This window comes from Kitasatospora sp. NPDC058063 (genome assembly GCF_042885395.1).
Classification (GTDB): domain Bacteria; phylum Actinomycetota; class Actinomycetes; order Streptomycetales; family Streptomycetaceae; genus Kitasatospora; species Kitasatospora lactacystinica.
In genome coordinates, this window is the sequence record NZ_JBHVSD010000001.1 from 13,005 (window position 1) to 30,466 (window position 17,462).

The 17,462-nt window shown below is 74.1% G+C and carries 15 protein-coding genes; 6 read left to right on the forward strand and 9 right to left on the reverse strand.

What is annotated here, in order from left to right; translation table 11 throughout:
• Positions 1–128: 128 nt before the first annotated feature.
• The 4 genes from ACFVUY_RS00075 (at position 129) to ACFVUY_RS00090 (ending at position 3,161) form a co-directional block, all read left to right on the forward strand.
• Positions 129–911, forward strand: a complete 783-nt coding sequence (locus ACFVUY_RS00075; RefSeq protein ID WP_387726235.1) for an NRDE family protein — start codon at positions 129–131, stop codon at positions 909–911.
• A gap of 109 nt (positions 912–1,020) precedes the next feature.
• Positions 1,021–1,239: a hypothetical protein gene (locus ACFVUY_RS00080; protein ID WP_380547324.1), complete on the forward strand. Its 219-nt coding sequence runs from the start codon at positions 1,021–1,023 to the stop codon at positions 1,237–1,239.
• A 98-nt stretch (positions 1,240–1,337) separates the two neighbouring features.
• A complete protein-coding gene (locus ACFVUY_RS00085; RefSeq protein ID WP_387726238.1) occupies positions 1,338–2,258 on the forward strand; it encodes an undecaprenyl-diphosphate phosphatase in 921 nt (306 codons plus the stop codon).
• 138 nt (positions 2,259–2,396) lie between these two features.
• Positions 2,397–3,161 carry a glucose 1-dehydrogenase gene (locus ACFVUY_RS00090; protein WP_387726241.1) on the forward strand — a complete coding sequence of 255 codons (765 nt, stop codon included), beginning with the start codon at positions 2,397–2,399 and terminating at the stop codon, positions 3,159–3,161.
• A gap of 45 nt (positions 3,162–3,206) precedes the next feature.
• Here the strand turns inward: ACFVUY_RS00090 and ACFVUY_RS00095 are convergent, their stop codons facing one another.
• A complete protein-coding gene (locus ACFVUY_RS00095) occupies positions 3,207–4,082 on the reverse strand; it encodes a sigma-70 family RNA polymerase sigma factor (RefSeq protein ID WP_387727061.1) in 876 nt (291 codons plus the stop codon).
• 254 nt (positions 4,083–4,336) lie between these two features.
• On the opposite strand from ACFVUY_RS00095, the gene ACFVUY_RS00100 reads away from it, so the two are divergent.
• The gene (locus ACFVUY_RS00100; protein ID WP_387726244.1) at positions 4,337–5,779 is read left to right on the forward strand and encodes a PLP-dependent aminotransferase family protein; all 1,443 of its coding nucleotides are present in this window, start codon (positions 4,337–4,339) and stop codon (positions 5,777–5,779) included.
• An 87-nt stretch (positions 5,780–5,866) separates the two neighbouring features.
• On the opposite strand, the gene ACFVUY_RS00105 is transcribed toward ACFVUY_RS00100, so the two are convergent.
• From ACFVUY_RS00105 to ACFVUY_RS00140, 8 genes are all read right to left on the reverse strand, one after another.
• On the reverse strand, positions 5,867–6,055 hold the full coding sequence (locus ACFVUY_RS00105) for a DUF6126 family protein (RefSeq protein ID WP_359897927.1): 189 nt from the start codon (positions 6,053–6,055) through the stop codon (positions 5,867–5,869).
• Positions 6,056–6,087: 32 nt separating this feature from the next.
• Complete coding sequence (locus tag ACFVUY_RS00110) at positions 6,088–6,723, reverse strand: XRE family transcriptional regulator (protein WP_359897928.1); 636 nt, start codon at positions 6,721–6,723, stop codon at positions 6,088–6,090.
• 83 nt (positions 6,724–6,806) lie between these two features.
• Positions 6,807–8,519, reverse strand: a complete 1,713-nt coding sequence (locus tag ACFVUY_RS00115) for a pyruvate dehydrogenase (protein ID WP_387727063.1) — start codon at positions 8,517–8,519, stop codon at positions 6,807–6,809.
• A 118-nt stretch (positions 8,520–8,637) separates the two neighbouring features.
• A complete protein-coding gene (locus ACFVUY_RS00120; protein ID WP_387726247.1) occupies positions 8,638–11,043 on the reverse strand; it encodes a glycoside hydrolase family 65 protein in 2,406 nt (801 codons plus the stop codon).
• Between the two features lie 73 nt (positions 11,044–11,116).
• Positions 11,117–11,866: an HAD family hydrolase gene (locus tag ACFVUY_RS00125; protein ID WP_387726250.1), complete on the reverse strand. Its 750-nt coding sequence runs from the start codon at positions 11,864–11,866 to the stop codon at positions 11,117–11,119.
• 120 nt (positions 11,867–11,986) lie between these two features.
• Positions 11,987–12,787: a VOC family protein gene (locus tag ACFVUY_RS00130; RefSeq protein WP_387693942.1), complete on the reverse strand. Its 801-nt coding sequence runs from the start codon at positions 12,785–12,787 to the stop codon at positions 11,987–11,989.
• A 216-nt stretch (positions 12,788–13,003) separates the two neighbouring features.
• A complete protein-coding gene (locus ACFVUY_RS00135) occupies positions 13,004–13,489 on the reverse strand; it encodes an SRPBCC domain-containing protein (protein ID WP_387726253.1) in 486 nt (161 codons plus the stop codon).
• A gap of 154 nt (positions 13,490–13,643) precedes the next feature.
• Positions 13,644–15,341, reverse strand: a complete 1,698-nt coding sequence (locus ACFVUY_RS00140; RefSeq protein ID WP_387726256.1) for an LCP family protein — start codon at positions 15,339–15,341, stop codon at positions 13,644–13,646.
• 841 nt (positions 15,342–16,182) lie between these two features.
• On the opposite strand from ACFVUY_RS00140, the gene ACFVUY_RS00145 reads away from it, so the two are divergent.
• Positions 16,183–17,427: an MFS transporter gene (locus tag ACFVUY_RS00145; RefSeq protein WP_387726259.1), complete on the forward strand. Its 1,245-nt coding sequence runs from the start codon at positions 16,183–16,185 to the stop codon at positions 17,425–17,427.
• Positions 17,428–17,462 lie beyond the last annotated feature (35 nt).

Genomic DNA, 17,462 nt, shown 5'->3' on the forward strand with positions numbered 1-17,462 from the left:
CCCGGGCACGTCCCCGGCCACTTCCGGCTACTTCCGGCTACTTCCGGCGTACGAACGACCGTGCGAGGATCGCTGGCAGGGGATCGTCGGCAGGAGGTCGCCGAAGGTCGAGGTCAGGGGGCACGGTCGTGTGCACGGCGTTCGTCAGCATCGAGCCCGGAGCGGCCGTCCCGGTGCTGCTGCTGTCCGTCCGGGACGAGTACCTGGGCCGCGCCTGGCTGCCGCCCGACCACCACTGGCCGGACCGTCCGGAACTGCTCGGCGGACTGGACCTCGCGGCCGGCGGCACCTGGCTGGCCGTCGACCCCGGCCGGCGCACCGCCGCCTGCCTGCTGAACGGCTTCGGCCCGCTCGCCCCCGCCGACGCCCGGCGCACCCGCGGCCGGCTGCCGCTCACCGCCCTCCGGGAGGGCGGGATCGGCCACCTCGACCTCACCCCGTACGACCCGTTCCACCTCGTCCTGGCCCGGGCCGACGGCGCCCGGGTGTTCAGCTGGGGCGGCGGGCGGCTGGAGGAGCGCGAACTGCCGTCCGGCCTGAGCGTGGTGCTCAACGACGGGCTGGAGGGCCTGGCGGCCGGCCGGACCGCCTCCGAGCGGATCCGCGCCCTGATGGCCGCGCGGGCCGCCCACTTCCGGTCCCGCTTCACCGCCGTGCCCCGGCCCGGACCGACCGCCGACGGACCGGCCGAGGCGGCCTGGGGCGGGTGGCTGCCGATCGTCGCCGGGGACGGGCTGGCCCCGGACGCGGACGCCGCGCTGGTCCAGCGGCGGGACTTCGGCGACGGACGGATCTGGGGCTCCTCCTCGATCTCGCTGCTCGCGCTCGGACCGGACCTGCTGCGCTACGACTTCGCGGCCGCGCCGGTGGCCGCGGACGGGCCGGGGTGGCGGCGGGTGGCGGCAACCTGAGGAAGGGCCGACGGCAGCCGGCCCCACGTCGGCGGCGGCGGAAAAGGACTTGCACCTGACGCTGCGGGAGGCGGCATCGTGGCGCGGGTCGAGCCCGAAGGAGACCGCCGTGACCCACCCGGACCCCGCGCCCCGCCCCCGCCCCCGCCTGCTCGCCGCGCTGACCGTCGCCCTGCCGCTGGCGGGCACACCGGCCGCGGTGACCGCCCTCGTGCTGTTCGGCGACGCCGCGCACCGGACCGTCCCGTCCGCCACCGTCCTGGCCTCCGTGGCGGCGGCGCTGATCGGTCATTTCGGCCCCGGTGTCGCGCAGCCGTACGGTCGGTGAACTTCCGACGGCGGGGTTGGCGAACGTCTACATGCCCGTAGTAGCTTCGCGACGGCCCCGGATCCGGGCGGCCACCGACCCCCGAGCGAAGGTGCGCGATGTCGACCCTGACCTACCCGGAAGCGATAGGCGTCGGCCTGCTCCAGGGCGTGACGGAACTCTTCCCGGTCTCCAGTCTCGGCCACAGCATCCTGCTGCCCGCCCTGGTCGGCGGAAGGATCCAGCACGACCTCGACATGACCGCCGAGGGCTCCTCGTACCTCGCCGCCCTGGTCGCCCTGCACCTGGCCACCGCGCTCGCGCTGGTGGTCTACTTCCGCAAGGACTGGGTCCGGGTGGTCGACGGGCTGTTCGGCTCGATCCGGCACCGCCGGGTGGAGACCCGCAACGAGCGGCTCGCCTGGCTGCTCGTCCTCTCCACCATCCCGGTCGGCGTGGCCGGCCTGGTGCTGGAGAAGGCCCTGCGCAACGCGCTCGGCAAGCCCGTCCCGGCCGCGGTCTTCCTCGCCCTCAACGGCCTCGTGCTGCTCGGCGCCGAGCGGCTCAAGCGCGGCGGCACCGGCCGCCGCCGGGCCGGACGCATCACCGCCGCCGACGACGAGCCGGGCGCGGACCCGGCGATCGCCTCCGACCACCGGCTGACCCGGCTCGGCTACGGGCAGGGCGCCTGGATCGGCGCCGCGCAGATCCTCGCGCTGTTCCCCGGCATCAGCCGCTCCGGCGTCACCATGAGCGCCGGCATCCTGCGCGGACTGCACCACGAGGACGCGGCCCGGTTCTCCTTCCTGCTCGCCACCCCGGTCATCCTGGCCGCCTCGGTGCTGAAGGTGCCGGAGCTGTTCAAGCCGGAGAACTCCGGCGTGCTCGGCCCGGTCCTCGCCGGCAGCCTCGCCGCCTTCGTGGCCGGCTACGTCTCGGTGCGCTTCCTCACCAGGTACTTCGAGACCCGCAGCCTGACGCCGTTCGCGCTCTACTGCTTCCTGGCCGGCGTCGGCAGCGCGGTCTACCTGTCGCTCTGAGCCGTCCGGACCGCCCCTGCCAGGACCCGCGCCCCGGGCCGGACGCCCGCCACCGGCACGAAGTTCGCCATGGGCGGCACCGCAGCGCGCGTGCGACAGTGGCCCGGGAAACGACGGCGAACAGGACGTGGAGGAAACGTGGTTGAGGAACAGGGCGGGCCGGCCCCGCTCACGGGGAAGGCGGCGGTCGTCACGGGCGGCTCGCGGGGCATCGGGCGGGCCGTCGTCCGGCGGCTGGCCCGCGACGGCGCGCAGGTCGTCCTCGGCTACGCCCACGACGAGCGGGCCGCCGCCGAGGTCGTCCGTGCCGTGGAGGCCGAGGGCGGCCGTGCCTGGGCGCTGCGGGCCGACCTCGGCGAGGCCGGTGCCGCCGAGCGGCTGATGGCCGAGGCCGAGGAGCGGCTCGGCGGACTGGACGTCCTGGTGAACAACGCCGCCGGCTCCTTCACCCCGACCCCGCTGGCCGAGCTGGCCGACGCGGACCTCGACACCCTGTTCACGGTCAACACCCGCACCGCCTTCACCACCGTCCGGTACGCCGCCCGCCGGATGCGCGACGGCGGACGGATCGTCAACATCTCGACGGTGAACACCGTCCGGCCCGTCCCCGGCATCGCCGCGTACGCCGCCAGCAAGGGCGCCGTCGAGCAGCTCACCGCCGTGGCCGCCGTCGAACTGGGTCCGCGCGGGATCACCGTCAACACCGTCTCGCCCGGCGCCACCGACACCGACCTGCTGCGCGGCACCAACCCGCCCGAGGCCCTCGACCGCGTGGCCGGCCTCACCCCGCTGCGCCGCCTCGGCCGGCCCGAGGACATCGCCGACGTCGTGGCCTTCCTGGCCGGGCCCGAAGGGCGCTGGCTCACCGGACAGAACCTCCGGGCCGCGGGCGGGCTGGCCTGATCCCGGGACCGGGCCGCCCGGCAGCCCGCCGGGCGGCCCGACCGGTCACGCCGTGAGGCCCAGGGCGGCCAGGCGGACGGGATCGGTGAGGATGTCCAGCGCGGTGATGCGGCCCCCGTGGACGGTGAACGACATGACCGACAGCGGACGGCCCTCGGCGAAGGACACCACCCCGGGCGAGCCGTTGACCAGGACGATCCGGCCCTCGGCGGCGAAACGGGCGAACGTGATCGCCTGCGAGGCGACGTCCGCCGCACCGCGGCGCAGCGCGCTCGGCACCAGCGTGCCGCCGTCCGACCGGGCCATCACGTCCGGGTCGAGGACGGTCAGCAGGGCGTCGAAGTCACCGCCCCGGGCGGCGCTCAGGAAGGCCTCCACCACCGTGCGCTTGCGGGCGTTGTCGGAGTCCGCGGCCGGGGTGGCGCCCCGGACCCGGCGGCGGGCGCGGCTGGCCAGCTGCCGGGTGGAGGCGGAGGTGCGGCCCAGCACCTCGGCGATCCCGTCGAAGGGCACCTCGAACATGTCGTGCAGCACGAAGGCCACCCGCTCGGCCGGGGAGAGCGTCTCCAGCACCACCATCAGCGCGATCCCGACCGAGTCCGCGACCAGGACCTCGTGCACCGGGTCCAGCGCCGACAGCCCGCCGACCACCGGGTCCGGCAGCCGCACCCGGTCCTCCTGCTCGGGCATCGGATCCTCCCGGCGGGAGGCGCGGGAGCGCAACTGGTCCAGGCAGACCCGGCCGACGACCGTGGTGAGCCAGGCCCCGAGGTTGCGCACCCCGCCCGCGTCACTGCGGCCCAGCTTCAGCCAGGCCTCCTGGACGGCGTCCTCGGCCTCGGCGATCGACCCGAGCATCCGGTAGGCCACCGCCCGCAGTTGGGGGCGCTCCGCCTCGAAACGCCGGGCCAGTTCGGCCAGTTCGGCGGGTTCGGCAGGCTCGGCCGGTGCGGCCGGTGCGGCCGGTGCGGCCGGTGCGGCCGGTGCGGCCGGGGGGATTTCCTCGCTCACCCTGTCACATCCTCGCGTCGGGGTCCGTCGGTCCAGTGACGGACGCTAACCGACCGGGAGGACACCGTGACCACCCGCACCGCCCCCACCACCGTCGAGGAGCCCGCCGGCACCACCTGGCGACCCCCGGCACCCCGCCGCCCCGCCACGCGAGAATGGGGGCTGTGAGCACCTCCCGGACCACCTCCTGGACCACCTTCGGCGGCGACCTGCACCTGGACCTCACCGAGCGGCGGGCCGCCGGCGCCGGGCTGCGGGCCGCCCTGGAGGACGCGCTGCGCGAGGCCGTCCAGGACGGGCGGCTCGCCCCCGGCACCCGGCTGCCGTCCTCCCGGGCGCTCGGCGAGGACCTCGGGATCGCCCGCAACACCGTGGTCGAGGCGTACGGCCAGCTCACCGCGGAAGGCTGGCTCAGCTCCCGGCAGGGCTCCGGAACCACCGTCGCCCGACGGGCCGCGCCGGAACCGCCCCAGGGCCGGCGGCCGGCCCCCCGACCGTCGCCGAGGCGCCCGACCGCCCGGTACGACCTGATGTCCGGACGGCCCGACCTCTCGCTCTTCCCCCGCACCGCCTGGCTCGCCGCCGCCCGCCGCGCCCTCGCCACCGCACCGCACGAGGCCCTCGACTACGGCAGCCCACTCGGCCGGATCGAACTGCGGCAGGCGCTCACCCACTACCTGGCCCGGGTCCGCGGCGTCCGCACCGACCCCGACCACCTGCTCGTCTGCACCGGCGTCACCCAGGGCCTCGGCCTGCTCTGCGCCGCCCTGCGGGAACGCGGCGCCCGCGCTCTGGCCGTCGAGGAGTACGGGCTGCCGCCGCAGCACGCGGTCGCCCGGGCCGCCGGGCTGGCCACCGCCCCGGTGCCGCTGGACGCGGACGGCGCCCTGGTCGACCGGCTCGACAGCCGGGCGGGCGCCGTCCTGCTCACCCCGGCCCACCAGTACCCCACCGGCGCGGCGCTCTCCGCCGACCGGCGGGCGGAGGCGGTGCGGTGGGCGCGGGAACACGACCGGTACGTCGTCGAGGACGACTACGACGGCGAGTTCCGCTACGACCGGCAGCCGCTCGGCGCCATGCAGGCGCTGGACCCGGAGCGGGTGGTGTACGCCGGAACGGCCGCCAAGAGCCTCGCACCGGGCCTGCGGCTGGCCTGGCTGGCCCTGCCGGACGCGCTGGTCGAGCCGGTCGCCCGGCTCAAGTCGCTGGCCGACACGATGTCCCCGGTGCTGGACCAGCTGACGCTGGCGGAACTGATCACCTCCGGCACCTACGACCGCCATGTGCGGCGCTGCCGCCTGCACTACCGGCGGCGGCGCGACCACCTGGTCTCGGCGCTCGCCGAACACGCCCCGCACGTCCGGGTCACCGGCATCGCGGCCGGCCTGCACGCCGTGCTCCAGCTGCCGCCCGGCTCCACCCCGGAGGCCGAACTCGTCGCCCGTGCCCAGCAGGCCGGTCTCTCCCTCGGCGGCCTCACCCGGCACCGTGTCACCCCGGCCACCGCCGAAGCCCCGCCCGCCCTGGTCATCGGCTACGCCACCCCGCCGGAGCACGCCTTCGCCGGGGCCGTCCGGGCCCTGTGCGAGCTGCTGCGCGGGGCCTGAGCGAGGTCGGTCGCGGGGCCGGTTCGGGGAGGGGGTCCGCCCGCCTCCCTCGGGGGTGGGGGGCGGGCGGACGGTCAGGGGTTCGAACTACTTGTTGCGGCTGCCCAGTTCGAACAGGAGGATGATGAAGCCGGCGAAGATGTGGATGCCGGCGGTGTAGATCACCAGGCGGTGGTAGACGCGCTTGTTGGCCCACTTGCCGGCGTCCATGGTCTTCGGACCCGCGGCGGTGTCAGCGGCACCGGCCGGGGTGGCGGTGGTGGTGGGATCGGCCATGGTGATCTCCTCCGGGGTGTTCTGACGGCTGGTCAGTGAACGGCGGCGGGGCCGCCGCCGAGGCAGAGTTCGCCGCCGGGGCTCTGCAGCAGGGTGTGGACGAAGAGCAGTTCGACGCCGCTGTCCGACTCCGCGGCGATGCAGTGCGGCGTGAGCGAGTCGTAGTGGGCGGAGTCGCCCACCCCGAGCTGGTGGACGCGGTCGCCGAGGGTGACCCGGAGCGCGCCCTTCAGGACGTACAGCCACTCCTCGCCCGGGTGGACCCGGACCACCGAGTCCTGCACGCCCGGCGGGACGTGCACCCGCAGGGCCTGCATGGCGCGGCCGGGGGCGCCGGCCCGCCGGTAGCCCCAGCCGCCGGCCCGGCCGGGCTCGATGGCGCCGCCGCGGACGATCGGGTCCGGCTCGGCGAGGGTCTCGCCGAGCAGGCCGGAGACCGAGGTCCCGTACGCGCGGGCGAGGCCGAGCAGGACGGGCAGCGAGGGCTGCCGTCGGCCGGTCTCCAGCCGGGACAGATAGGCTGGGGAGAGTCCGACCCGTCCGGCGGCCACCTCCAGCGTGAGGCGACTGCTGAGCCGGTGCTCACGGAGGCGGGCGGCGAGTCCGGCGACCTCCTGGTCGTCGAGCTGTTCGCCGGTCGTGGCGGCACCGGTGGAGCTGCTGGTCATGTGTCCAGTGGACACCCGGCGTGCCGCAGAGGCAAGAAATTTGCCTCAGAGGCAAGAGCCCCGAGGGGCCCGCGTCCCGGCGCTCACGGCCGCGGGATGTTCCGCAGATTGCTCCGGGCCAGGTCGATCATGCGCCCGACGCCGCCCGAGAGCACCGTCCGGCCCGCCGCCAGGGCGAAGCCCTTCAGCTGGGCGGCGGTGATGTGCGGCGGGATGGACAGCGCGTTGGGGTCGGTGACCACGTCCACCAGGGCCGGGCCCGGCCGCTCCAGCGCCTCCGCCAGCGCCTCCCGGACCCGGGCCGGCTCGGTGACCCGCTTGGCCTGGATGCCCATCGCCCGGGCGATCCCGGCGTAGTCCACGTCCCCGTTGTCGATCTCGGACTCCGGGTAGCCGGAGACCAGCATCTCCAGCTTGATCATGCCCAGTGCGCCGTTGTTGAAGACCACCGTCTTCACCGGCAGCCGGTGCTTGGCCACCGTGAGCAGCTCGCCGAGCAGCATGCCGATCCCGCCGTCGCCCGCCAACGCGACCACCTGCCGCCCCGGACAGGCGAGCTGGGCGCCGATCGCGTGCGGGAGGGCGTTGGCCATCGAGCCGTGCAGGAAGGAGCCGATCACCCGGCGGCGGCCGTTGGGCTGGAGGTAGCGGGCGGCCCAGACGTTGTTCATGCCGGTGTCCACGGTGAACACCGCGTCCTCGGCGGCCACCTCGTCCAGCACCGAGGCGACGTACTCGGGGTGGATCGGCAGGTGCTTCTCGATGTCCCGGGTGTACGCGCCGACCACGTCCTCCAGCGCCCGGCAGTGCTTGCGCAGCATCCCGTCCAGGAAGGCGCGGTCCCGGGTGGCGTCCAGCAGCGGCAGCACGGCCCGCAGGGTGGCGGCCACGTCGCCGTGGACGGCCAGGTCGAGCGGGGTGCGACGGCCGAGCCGGGTGGCGTCGTGGTCGACCTGGACGGTGTGCGCCTGCGGCAGGAAGGAGTCGTACGGGAAGTCGGTGCCGAGCAGCAGCACCAGGTCGGCGGAGTGCAGCGCCTCGTGGCAGGCGCCGTAGCCGAGCAGTCCGCTCATGCCGACGTCGTACGGGTTGTCGAACTGGATCCACTCCTTGCCGCGCAGGGAGTGGCCGATCGGCGCGTTCAGGGCCTGCGCGGCCGCCATCACCTCGGTGTGCGCCGCACGCACCCCGGCGCCGCAGAACAGGACCACCTTGCGGGCCGCGTTGAGCAGCCGGGCCAGCTCCTGCACCTGGGACCAGGGCGGCGCGGCGACGGCCTCCTCGGTGAGGAAGTGGCTGGTGCCGGTGGGTGCGGCGGCCGGGAGCGCGGCGACGTCCCCGGGGAAGGCGAGCACCGAGACGCCGTGCGAGCCCAGCGCGTGCTGGACGGCGACCCGCAGCAGGCGGGGCAGCTGGGCGGGGGTGGAGAGCATCTCGCACCAGTTGCTGCAGTCGGTGAACACCCGCTCGGGATGGGTCTCCTGGAAGAAGCCGGTGCCGATCTGCCCGGACGGGATGTGGGAGGCGAGCGCGAGCACGGGCAGGCCGCTGCGCTGGGCGTCGTACAGGCCCTGGATCAGGTGGGTGTTGCCGGGGCCGCAGGACCCGGCGCAGACCGCGAGCCGGCCGGAGAGTTCGGCCTCGGCGGCGGCCGCGAAGGCGCCGGCCTCCTCGTTGCGCACGTGCACCCAGCTGATGCCGTCGGCCCGGCGGATCGCGTCCACGACGGGGTTGAGGCTGTCTCCGACGACGCCGTAGACCCGCTCCACCCCGGCCTGCCGGAGCACTTCCACCATCTGTTCGGCCACGCTCACCACGGCTGTGCTCCTTCGGTCGCCACGGGACACCTGCACCCTCCGCCGGGGAGGTGGCGGGCGCAGCCGGGGCGGGCCGAAGGAGTGAGCGGGGTACGGGCTACTCGGCCGCCAGGTGGTCCTGCTGGCCGAGCTTGCCGGCCGCGAGGCCGGCCTGGGGCTGGCGGCGGCCGGGTTCGCGGCCCGGGGGCTGGGCGACCCGCTCCTGCGCGGGCGGGACGGTGGTCGCCAGGGTGACCGGGGAGCCGGACTCGACCCGCACCGCCTCGCCGTCGTGGCGCAGGTGGAGGACCTCGCCGCGGCGCAGCGTGTACGTCGTGCGCTCATGGGTGATCTCGACGCCGAGCAGGTGCCCGCGCACCAGCAGCGAGAAGCTCAGCCGCATCAGCCCGGACGGCAGCCGCGGCCGGAACGAGAGCGTCTCGCTGTGGTCGCGCAGCCCGCCGAAGCCGGCCACCAGGGCGATGCAGGCCCCGGCGAGCGAGGCCATGTGCAGGCCGTCCCGGGTGTTGCCGCCGAGGTCGTGCAGGTCCATCAGCGCCGCCTCGGCCGTGTAGTCGTAGGCGAGGTCGAGCTGGCCCACCTCGGCGGCGATGACCGCCTGGGTGCAGGCGGAGAGCGAGGAGTCCCGGACGGTCAGCCGCTCGTAGTAGGCGAAGTTGCGGGCCTTCTGCTCGTCGGTGAAGGCGTCGCCGCGGACCTGCATGGCGAGCACCAGGTCGGCCTGCTTGACCACCTGCTTGCGGTACAGGTCGAAGTACGGGAAGTGCAGCAGCAGCGGGTACTTCTCCGGCGGGGTCCGCTCGAAGTCCCAGACCTGGTGGTGGGTGAAGCCGTCGGCCTGCGGGTGGACGCCGAGGTCCTCGTCGTACGGGATGTACATCGCGGCGGCCGCGTCGCGCCAGGCGGCGGTCTCCTCGGTGTCCACGCCGAGCAGCGAGGCCTCGTGCGGGTGGCGGACGGCGGCCTCGGCGGCGGCCCGCAGGTTGCTCTGCGCCATCAGGTTGGTGAAGACGTTGTTGTCCGCGACGGCGCTGTACTCGTCGGGGCCGGTGACGCCCTCGATGCGGAACCTCCCGGACACGTCGTGGTGGCCGAGCGAGCGCCACATCCGGGCGGTCTCGACGAGCAGTTCGAGCCCGTACTCGCGCTCGAACTCGGCGTCGCCGGTGGCCCGGACGTAGCGGGCGACGGCGGCGGCGATGTCGGCGCCGATGTGGAAGGCCGCGGTGCCGGCCGGCCAGTACCCGGAGCACTCCTCGCCGCGGATCGTCCGCCACGGGAACACCGCGCCGGACAGGCCGAGTTGGACGGCCCGCTCGCGGGCCAGCGGCAGGGTGGTGTGCCGCCAGCGCAGGGCCTGGTTGACGGCGGCGGGCAGGCAGTAGGTGAGCACCGGCAGGACGAAGGTCTCGGTGTCCCAGAAGCTGTGCCCGTCGTAGCCGGGCCCGGTCAGGCCCTTGGCGGGGATGGCCCGCTCCTCGCTGCGGGCGCCCGCCTGCAGGACGTGGAAGACGGCGAACCGGACGGCCTGCTGGAGCTCGACGTCGCCCTCGATCGCGATGTCGCTGGTCGCCCAGAACTCCTCCAGGAACGCGGCCTGTTCGGCGACCAGCCCGTCCCAGCCGGTGTAGCGGGCGGCGGTCAGCGCGGCCTCCACCTGGTCCCGGACGGCGGGCAGCGAGCGGGTCCCGGACCACCCGTAGGCGATGAACTTGGTCAGCCGCAGCCGCTGGCCGGCCTTGAGCACGGTGGTGGCGCTGATCCGGCAGTGGTCGGCCTCGGACTCGGCGACGGTGTCGGACTTCTCCGGGCCCTCGATGATGTGGTCCATCCCGGCCGCGACCCGGATGCCGCTGTAGCGGGTGCGGTGCACCAGAACGGCCTTGGTGGCGCTGGCGTGGTGCGCCTCGGGCTGCAGCGGCGCCTCCATCACCGCGGCGGCCCGCGGGTCGCCCTCGGGACCGCCGGGCAGCTGCTCGTTGGCGACCAGCTCGGACTGGAGCACGATCCGCACCGGGCCGTCCACCGCCTCGACGCTGTACTCGACGGCGGCGATCGCGCGCTGGGTGAGCGAGACCAGCCGGGAGGAGCGCACCTTGATCGTCCGCCCGGCCGGGGAGGTCCACTCGGCCTCGCGGTGCAGCAGGCCCTCGCGGAAGTCCAACCAGCGCTTGTGGCTGACGAGTTCGCCGTAGCGCAGGTCGAAGGGCTCGTCGTCCACCAGCAGCCGGATGATCTTGCCGTTGGTCACGTTGATGACGCTCTGGCTGGACTCCGGGTAGCCGTAGCCGCCCTCGCCGTACGGCAGCGGGCGCAGCTCGAAGACACCGTTGAGGTAGGTGCCGGGCAGGCCGTGCGGCTCGCCCTCGTCCAGGTTGGCGCGCAGGCCGATGTGCCCGTTGGACAGCGCGAAGACGGACTCGGCGCGGGCCATCGAGGCCAGGTCGAGGCCCTGTTCGGTGATCTGCCACGGGTCGATCGCGAAGTTGTCCCCGGGACTCATGCGCCCACCTCGCTGCGCTCGGCAGGGGCATTCGCCCACACGCGCCTCTCGATGATTCGCTCGCTGCGCTCGCTCACGCTCCCCCCTCCCCCAGGAGCTCGGAGAGGTCCTGGACGACCACGGTCGCGCCGTCCCGGCGCAGTTCGGCGGCCTGGCCGGTGCGGTCCACCCCGACCACCGCGCCGAAGCCGCCGGCCCGGCCGGAGGCGACCCCGGCGAGCGCGTCCTCGAAGACCGCGGCGCGGGCGGGTTCGACGCCGAGGGCGCGGGCGGCGTACAGGTAGGTGTCGGGGGCGGGCTTGCCGGGCAGGCCCTCGGCCTTGGCGACGTTGCCGTCCACGATCACCTCGAACAGCTCCTCGATCCCGGCCGCCCGCAGCACGTCGCGGCAGTTGGCGCTGGAGGAGACCACGGCGCTGGGCAGCCCGGCCGCGCGCAGCCGGTGCACGTAGTCCACCGAGCCCTGGTACGGCTGGACGCCCCGCTCCCGGATCAGCCGCAGCACGGTGTCGTTCTTGGCCCGGCTGATCCCTTGCACGGTACGGGAGTTGGGCGGGTCCTCCGGGGTGCCCTCGGGCAGTTCGATGCCCCGGGCGAGCAGGAACGCGCGGGTGCCGTCCAGGCGCGGGCGGCCGTCCACGTAGGTGTCGTAGTCGGTGACGGCGTCGAAGGGGACGAACTGCCCGCCGGTGCGGGCGGCTTCGGCGCGCAGGAAGGCGTCGAAGGTGTCCTTCCAGGCCGCGGCGTGCACCTTCGCGGTCTGGGTGAGCACCCCGTCGAGGTCGAAGAGGAAAGCACGGATGTCGTCCGGTAGCCCCAGCATGGGTGCAGTCTTACCCGGGAACGGGGGGAAGCCGCCCATTTCCCGGCGGCGCGTCGCGGGAAGGGCGGCTTCCGGCGGCCCGGCCGGGCCGGGGTGGGACCGGGACGGGACCGCACGGGGTTACGGCGAGTCGGGCATCTGCGCCTCGGGCGGCTCGACGACCGCGAAGACCGCGCCCTGCGGGTCCTGGACCACCGCCATCCGGCCGGACTGCATGTCGAAGGCCGGCTGGATCACCGAGCCGCCGGCCTTGACCAGGGCGTCCACCGTGGAGTCGGCGCTGTCCACCGAGAAGTAGGTCATCCAGTGCGAGGGCGTGCCGGGCGCCAGGTAGCCGGGGATCGCCTGCATGCCGCCCACCGTGCGCTCGCCGACGTTGAGCGAGAAGTAGCCGTCCATGCCCTGGATGGTGGCCGGGCGCAGCCCGAGGGCCGGCTGGTAGAAGCTGCCGGCCGTCCCGGTGTCGGCGGTGTTGAGCTCGTTCCAGACCAGCGCGCCGGGCTCGTTGACCACGCCCGCGCCGATGAAGTCCATCGCCTGCCAGACCCCGAACACCGCGCCGGTCGGGTCGGCGGCGACCAGCATCCGCCCGATCGTGCCGACGTCCATCGGGTCGTACAGGACGGTGCCGCCGGCCTCCGTGATGGAGGTCCGGGCCGCGTCGGCGTCGTCCGAGGCGAGGTAGGTGGTCCAGGCGACGGGCGGCACGGGCTGGCCCTCGGGCGCCATCTGCGCCATGATCCCGGCGACCGGCCGGCCGTTGAGCAGGCACACGGCGTAGCCGCCGAATTCGGCCGGGCCGACCTCGCCCTGCCAGCCGAACAGGTCGCGGTAGAAGTCGAGCGCGGCCTGCTGGTCGCTCGCCATCAGGTCGACCCAGCACGGGGTGCCGGGCGTGTACGGATCGGTGACTACGGGCATTGCTGGGCCTCCCGGAGGCGGTGGTGGCCGGCTGTGGTGGTCGGGACGGTCGGGCCGTCGTCCGGGCCGGGCCGGGTGGGGGTTCGGCCCGGCCCGGACGACGGCGGTACACCGCCACCATCGGCCCGCCGCCGCGATCCCGCCACCGGACGGCGCCCTGGCGGGCGACCGGTCGCCGGGCCGTCACCGGGCGCCCACGGGGTGCTCACGGAGTGCTCACGGGGCGTCGTGGTGGTGCGCGGTGACGAAGTAGGGCTGCACCTTGCCGCTCTGCGCGTAGTCCTTGAGCCGGACCAGCAGTTCGGCCCAGGTGCCGGCCACCGCCGGGACGCCCTCCTCGCTGCCCGGCTGCCAGCCGCCGTGCCGGAACAGCAGCCGGGTGCGCCCGGACGCGGCGGGCCGGTCCGGGGCGGCGGGGGCCTCGGGGGCCGCGGGCAGCTCGGCCAGTTCCCAGCTGATCCAGGTGCCCGCCCAGTGCGGCGGGAAGGAACCGGCGTTGGTCCACACCACCCGGTCCGGGTCGGTCCGCTCCACCCGCAGCCGGAACGGCTCGGGGACGTCGGGGAAGTCGAACAGCAGGACGTCGCCGTCCCGGTCCACGCCGGTGGTCCACCAGGAGGTCAGCCCGTCGTGCGTGGTGAGCGCGGCGAGCACCACGGCCCGGGGCGCGGCGATGTCGAACTGGAGGGCGATCTCGGGCATGGGTCCGCCTTTCGCGGTGACCGCTGGGTCCCCGCCCGGGGGCGTTCGGCCCCGGGACGTACGGCCCCAGGCCCACCATGGCACGACCCCCGGGCCCGCGCGCCCCGGAGGACGCCGGCCCGGGGGTCGTCCCCGTGGTACCCGGTGGGTGCGGTCAGCCGCCGCTGCCGTAGCTGGTGTTCGCGCAGATGTCGTCGTCCGCGGAACGGGCCTCGTTGGTGATGGTGGTCGGCAGCGGCTGCGGGGGCGCCGGGACGCCCGGGGTGGCGGCCGTCGCGCCGCCGCCGGCCGGGGCGCCGGTGGCCATGCCCATCGCGGCGGCGAAGTCCTGGCCGGCGATCACCGAGATGCCCCGGGCGCTGCTGGGCTCCAGGCCGGCGCCCGGGAACAGCGCGGCGACCTTCTCGGCGTTCGCCTTCTGCCCGGATCCGTACTCGATCGTGGTGGTCTTGTACTTGGTGCTCGCCGCCTGGCCCGCCGTGCTGGCGGCGAACTTGGCGCCCTTCAGCTGCTCGGTCGCCTTGCCGGCCAGGCCGTTGACGCTCGTTCCGTTGTAGACCGCCACCCTGATCGCCGAGTTGGCGGTGTCCGCGGCCGGGGCGGCCGGGGTGGTGGGCGCCGCGGGCTGCTGCGGGGCCGGGCTGCTGCCGTCGGCCGGGGCGTCCGGCTGCTGGCCGGTGGCGTTCTGGCCGTCGATGGTCTGGTCGGCCTTGAGGGTCTCCCAGAGCTTGCTGGCGTCCGCCTGGACCAGGTCGAGGTCCTGGTCCTGGGTGCGGTAACGCCACGGCACCGTCACGAACTTGAGGTCGTGCATGTCGATGTTCTTCAGCGACAGGCCGAAGGAGAGCAGCTTGTCGGCGGAGTCCAGGCCGGGGTCGACGACCAGGGACTTGGTCGCGGCGTCGGCCAGCGGCAGAAGGGTGGTGGGGCTCATCCCATCCTTCTTGATCTTGCTGGCGAGCGAACCGAGGAACGCCTGCTGGCGCTTCATCCGGCCGATGTCCGAGCCGTCGCCGATGCCGTGCCGCAGCCGGACGTAGTCGAGCGCCTTCTGGCCCTCCACGGTCTGCTTGCCCTGCGGAAGGACGAGGTCGCCCTTCTTCTTCAACTTGGGGTTGATGTCACCCTCGTAGATCGGCTTCGGCAGGCAGATGTCCACGCCGTTGACGGCCGAGGTCATCGAGGCGAAGCCGTTGAAGTCGACGACGAGGGTGTGGTCGACGCGGATGCCGGTGAGCTTCTCCACCGTGTTCTGGGTGCAGGCCGGGTTGCCGTCGTCGCTGCCGCCCATCGAGAACGCGGCGTTGAACAGGTCGGTGTTGCCGCCCTTGGTCCACTTGCCGTTGGGGAGCTTGCAGGACGGCAGCTCGACCTTGGCGTTGCGCGGTATCGAGATCCCCACGGCGTGCTTGTGGTCGGCGTAGACGTGCAGCAGGATCGTGGTGTCCGAACGGGCGCCCCCGTCCTCGCCGCCGCCGAGGTCCGCGTTGTTCTTGCCGCGGCTGTCCGAACCGATCAGCAGGATGTTGACCGGCTTGTTGCCGTCCGCGTCGGCCTTCGCCTCCGGGGGGCGGTTGCGGGCTATCGCGTCGGCGTCGAAGGACTTGATGTTGGCGTTCAGCTTGAGGTAGATCGCGCCGCCGACGCCGGCGATGACCACCAGCACGCCCGCCGTCGACCAGGCGACGATCTTCTTCACGTTCTTCTTGGGCTTGGCGCTCTTGCGGGCGGCGGCCCGGCCGCCACTCGCCGACGCGGCCTCCGCTTTCCCGCCGCCGCCGCCGCCGCGCCCGCCCTTGCCCTGGGCGGCGCGACGGGCCTCCGCCCGGCCGCCGGCACGCGGGGAGGGCACGGAGCCCGCGGCGTCCTCCGTCGCGGGCACGCCTTCGCCCCGAGCCGGGCTCTCGCCCCTCCGACCTGACATGCGCGTACCTTTCACCGACGGAAGCGACGCCCCTGACGATCCGGCGCACCGCACACAGAGAGACGGTCCGGACCGTTCCCAGGTTGCACATACGACCGTCACCACTAACCGACGATCGTGGCTTCCGATCATATTTAGGCCCGACACGATCACCGACCTCCGGCCCGGAGGCAATGCCACCAATCAACGGGCAACATCAAGACAGAACAGCCGAAATCCCCCGATTCCAGCGTGACTCACGCCACTGCGCGACGTCCCGCCCTTCGACCGCTCCGGAGCTCGCCGCACTCCCCCGCGGCCCGCGCCTCGTGGAGATCCCGCGATGGGCCGCACACGGGTGTCATGAGCGCAACGAGCTGTTACAGTGCCGAATGTTTCGTGATTTCCGAACCGGCCGCCCGAGACACCGCGCTGTGGAGACGTCACCGTCGGCCCGCCCGAATGCCGGCACCCCCCGCATCCGCCGACAACGAGCGGCCCGGCCCGCACGACCCGCCCTCCCGGGCCCCGCGAAGACCCCCCTCGGCTCCGGTCGACACCTACCCGGCCACCGGCCCGGGTCCGGGTGTCGACCGTTTTTTCGGCCGCCCGCCCCACCGCGGCACACCGGACCACCGACGTCCGACGCGAACTGTCGAACCGTCAACTCCCTGTCCAGCTGGAGTAGATCACCCGCCACCCGGACCGCACCGCGCCACCACCAGCACCACTCGCCGCCACCGTCACCATCACCGTCACCGTCACCGAAGGAACGGAAACCGATCACGAGATGTCAACCGCGCAGGCGCTCCCCCTCCGCCGCATCGAGGGGTTCCGCAACTTCTGGCTCTCCCGCGCCGTTTCCGGCCTCGGGTCCGCCATCACCACCGTGGCGCTCCCCGTCCTGGTCTTCCAGGAGAGCGGGTCGCCGCTGCTGGTCTCCCTGGTCGCGGCCGCCGGAACGCTGCCCTACCTGGCCTTCGGCCTGATCGCGGGCGCCGTCGCGGACCGCGTGGACCGCCGCACCCTGATGATCGCCACCGACTGGCTCAACGCCCTCTGCCTCGCCACCGTGCCCCTGGCCTGGGCCCTGGGGGCCCTGACGGCCTGGCACGTCATGCTGGTGGCGTTCCTGTCCGCCGGCCTCGCCCTGTTCTTCGACGCGGGCGTCTACGGCTTCGTCCCCGACATCGTCGGGAAGGAGGGCCTGACCCAGGCCAACAGCGCCCTCTACGGTGCGGAGACCGTCGTCCGCATCGTCGGCAACGCCGTGGCGGGCGGCCTCATCGCGCTGTTCCGCCCGGCCGGCACGCTCGCCCTCGACGCCGTGAGCTTCGCCGTGTCGGCGCTGTTCATCAGGGCGGTCGTCAACGTCGCGCCGCGGACCGCCACCCCGGGCACCCGGCGACCGGGCTTCAAGGAATCCATAGGCCAGGGACTGCGGTTCCTCGCGGGCCACCCCACGCTGCGGATCATGACCGTGGTCGGCACCCTCCAGTCCTTCTCCGGCGGCGCCATCGTCGGCCAGTTGGTCGTCTTCGCCGACCGCGCGCTGGGCATCCACGGCTCCGACGGACGGATCGGCCTGCTCTACATGGCCTGGAGCGCCGGCGGGATCGGCGGCTCCCTGCTGCTGCCCCGGCTGCGGCGGCGCTTCGAGGCCTTCCCGCTGCTCCTCGGCGTGCTGCCGGTCGGGGCGCTGCTCGGCCTCGTCGTCGTCCTCACCTCGAACTGGCTGGTCGCGCTGGTGGCCCTGGCCGTGTGGGGAACGGCGTACCTCGTCGTCCTGGTGAACACGATGACCTACTCGCAGGAGGTGACGCCGCCCGAGCTCCAGGGCCGCGTCAACACCACCCGCCGGATGCTGTCCTCGGGCCTGGGCGTCCCGCTCGGCGCGCTGGTGGCCAGCAGCATCACCGTCTCCGTCGGCATCCAGGCCGGGATGGCCACGGCGGTGGCCTCGATCGCGCTCGCGGCCGTGATCGTCTGGACGGTCCGGCTGCGCCGGGCGTTCGACCCGGCCGCCCGGGCCTGAACCCCGGTCCGGACGACGGGGAGGGCCCGGGCCGC